1 protein-coding gene is annotated in these 3,537 nt (G+C 73.1%); it reads right to left on the bottom strand.

Annotated features, from left to right (window positions below; genetic code table 11):
- The coding region (locus AC5P1B_RS35510; RefSeq protein ID WP_493892161.1) for a type I polyketide synthase at positions 1 to 3,537 on the bottom strand (3,537 nt) is incomplete at both ends.

Genomic DNA, 3,537 nt, shown 5'->3' with positions numbered 1-3,537 from the left:
CGCAGGGCCTGCGCGGCCAGGTGCATCGCCACCAGCGACGACGAACACGCCGTGTCCACCGTCACCGCCGGGCCCTCAAGACCGAGGGTGTACGCCACCCGGCCCGAGACCACGCTTCCCGACCCGGCGAACATGGCGTAGCCCTCCAGCTCCGCATCGCCCCCGCTGCCCAGCCCGGCCGCGTAGTCGTGGTACATCACCCCCGCGTACACGCCGGCCCGGCTGCCCCGCAGCTCCCCCGGGTCGATCCCGGCCCGCTCCAGCACCTCCCACGCCGTCTCCAGAAGCAGCCGCTGCTGGGGGTCCGTCGCCAGCGCCTCACGCGGGTTCACCCCGAAGAAGCCCGCGTCGAACTCCTCGGCGCCCCGTACGAATCCGCCCTCGCTGGCGTAGCTGGTGCCGGGGTGGTCGGGGTCCGGGTGGAACAGCCCGGCCAGGTCCCAGCCCCGGCCGGTGGGGAACTCCCCGATCGCGTCCTCGCCCGAGGCTACGAGTTCCCACAGGTCCTCGGCGGAACGCACACCCCCCGGGTACCGGCACGCCATCGACACGATCGCCACCGGCTCCTCCAGGCCGGCCGCCACAGTCACCGGAGCGTGCGCGGCGGCGTCCTGACCGCTCAGCCGCGTACACAGATAAGCCGCCAGCGCCTGCGGCGTGGGGTAGTCGAACACCAGCGTCGCCGACAGCCGGAGCCCGGACACCGCCGCCAGCCGGTTGCGCAGCTCCACCGCCGTCAGCGAATCGAAGCCCAGATCCTTGAACGCCGCGTCAGCGCGCACAACGTCCGCCGACCGGTACCCCAGGGTTCCCGCCACGCACTCGCCGACCAGCCCTGTCACCACCTCCAGGCGGCCGTCCTCATCCAGCCCGGCCAGCCGAGAGGCGAGTCCGGTGCTGGCCTGACCGCCCGCCGCCGCACGCCGGGCCCGGGCACCGCCCACCGCACCGAGAGCACGCAGCGGAGAAGGCAAGGTGCGGGGAGGCTCAGCGGCCAGGGCGCGCCGGTCCAGACGCGCCGCGAACAGATACGGGTCACCGTGCCGACAGGCCGCGTCCAGCAGCTCCAGCGCCTGTTGCCTGCTCAGTGGCGCGCTCCATGAACGGTTCAGGCGGGCCACCGCGGCCTCCGTCAGATGCCCGGTCATTCCGCTGGCATCCGCCCACAGGCCCCACCCGACCGACACGCCCGCCAGCCCAGCCGCACGGCGGTGGGCGGCCAAAGCGTCACAGAAGGCGTTGGCGGCGGCATAGTTGCCCTGCCCCGGGCTGCCCAGGCAGGACGCGGCGGAGGAGAACATCACGAACAGGCCGAGCGGCAACCCCTCGGTGGCGCGGTGCAGGTGGTACGCGGCAGCTGCCTTCGCCGCCCACACCCGCGCCAGCCGTTGCGGGGACTGTGAGGTGATCACCGCGTCGTCCAGCACCCCGGCCGCGTGCACCACCCCGCTGAGCGGGCACGCCGGGTCGATGCCCGCGATCAGTTCGTCCACCACGGCGGCGTCGGAGACATCGGCCGCGACCATACGCACCTGAGCGCCGAGAGCGGCCAGCCGCCCCTCCAGCTCCCGCGCCCCCGGGGCGTCGGGCCCCCGGCGGCTGACGAGCACCAGATGCCGCACACCCCAGGCCCCCACTAGGTGCTCGGCGACGGCGCCGCCTGCCATCCCGGTGCCACCGGTGATGAGCACGGTTCCCCGCGGATCGAGTACGGGCGTCTCGCCGTCGTCCCGGCTCGCGGCCGGAGCCAGCCGTGGCACAAGGAACCGCCCCGCCCGCACGGCCACCTGCGGCTCGTCGGCCGCCAGCGCACGCCGTACGGCATCGATGGCGACATCGCGCATGGCGTCGTTACGGAGGATGCTGCTGAAGGTGATGGCGTCAGAGGTGACGGCGTCGGAGCTGATGGCACCGTCATCGGCGGTCTCGTCGCGAGCAGTCTCGTCGCGAGCGGTCTCGTCGCGAGCGGTCTCGTCGCGAGCGGTCTCGTCGCGAGCGGTCTCGTCGTGGTCGAGATCGACCAGCAGGAACCGGCCCGGTTCCTCCGACTGCGCGCTGCGCACCAACCCCCATACGGCGGCACCTGCCGGATCGGGGTCGTCGGAGGCGACCGCCCCATGGGTGATGAGCGCCAACGAGGCGTCTGACAGCCGGGGTTCGGACCGCCATCCCTGCACCAGCCGGAGTGCGTGATCGGCAGCGGCAAGACCATCCCCGGTACGAGGTACAGCGGCCAGCACGACCGGCGGGGCGGGAGAACCAGCGTCGAGCGCGGCGAGCAGCGGGCCAAGACCGGAACAGGGCAAGTCCTCGGCTGCCACCAGATCAGAGGTCCCCGGGTCGAGCACCGCCCAGTCGCTCTCGTCGGTGGCGGGCGGAGGCGCGTCAAGGGCAAGGGGCGTCCACTGCAAGGTGAACAGGCCCTGCGCGGCCCGGCCGCCCGCAGCGCGGAGCTGGTCGGGATCGGCCGGGTGCAGCACCACCGAGTCAACGCTCAGCACCGGCGCGCCCACCGCGTCGGACACCTGGACCCGCAGCCGGCGCTCGCCCCGCGCGCCCGGCTGCGGGGTGATCCGGACCCGTACCCTGGTCGCCTCACCAGCCCACAGCGTGACCCCGTTCCACGTGAACGGCAGCCAGACCACGCCGTCGTCGCCCGGCTCGTCGATCAGCATGCCCGCGTGCAGCGCCGCGTCCAGCAACGCCGGGTGGATACCCAACCCTTCACGTTCCCCGGCGGCCTCCGGCAGCACCACCTCGGCCAGCAGCTCCACACCGTCCCGCCACACCGCACGCAACCCCTGAAACGCCGGGCCGTACTCGTACCCCGACGCAGCGGCCCGCTCGTAGAAGGCACTCACGTCCACCGGCCGCGCACCCGGCGTGGGCCATGCCCCCTGCGGTTCGTCCGCCGGGGCGTCCGCGTCCGCGCGCGGGCTGAGGACGCCCACCGCGTGGCACTCCCAGCTCGCCGTGCCGTCGTCGTCGTGACCAGGGCAGGAGTGCACCCGTACGTCGCGTCGCCCATCGGGCCCGGCGGCGTCCACGACCACCTGAACGCGCACACTCCCCGACGACGGCAGAACCAGCGGCGCCTGGAGCACCAGCTCGTCCACACCGCCGCACCCTGCCTCATCGGCCGCCCGGAGCGCCCATTCGACCAGCGCCGCACCCGGCATCAGCACCGTGCCAAGCACCTGGTGATCGGCCAACCAGCCGCCCTCGGTGACCGACAACCGGCCGGTCAGCACATGGACGTTCGCATCGGCCAGCTCCACGGCGGCGCGCAGCGTCGGATGCCCAGCGGAGACCAGCCCAAGGCTCACGGGGTCACCCCCGGAGCCGTACCTGCCGGCCAGCCAGTAGTGCTGGTGTTGGAAGGCGTAGGTGGGGAGGGGGGTGGTGGGTGGTGGTGGGTTGGTGGGGAACCAGGGGGTCCAGTCGATGGTGGTGGTCCGGGTGTTGGTGTTGGTGTGGTGGGTGTGGAGTTGGGCGAGGGTGGTGGCGAGGGCGGTGGTGTCGGGGTGTTGGTGGTTC

The organism is Streptomyces sp. A01, assembly GCF_059026195.1.
The sequence above is the reverse complement of the archived record's forward strand: the minus strand, read 5'-3'. Positions and strand labels throughout refer to the sequence as shown.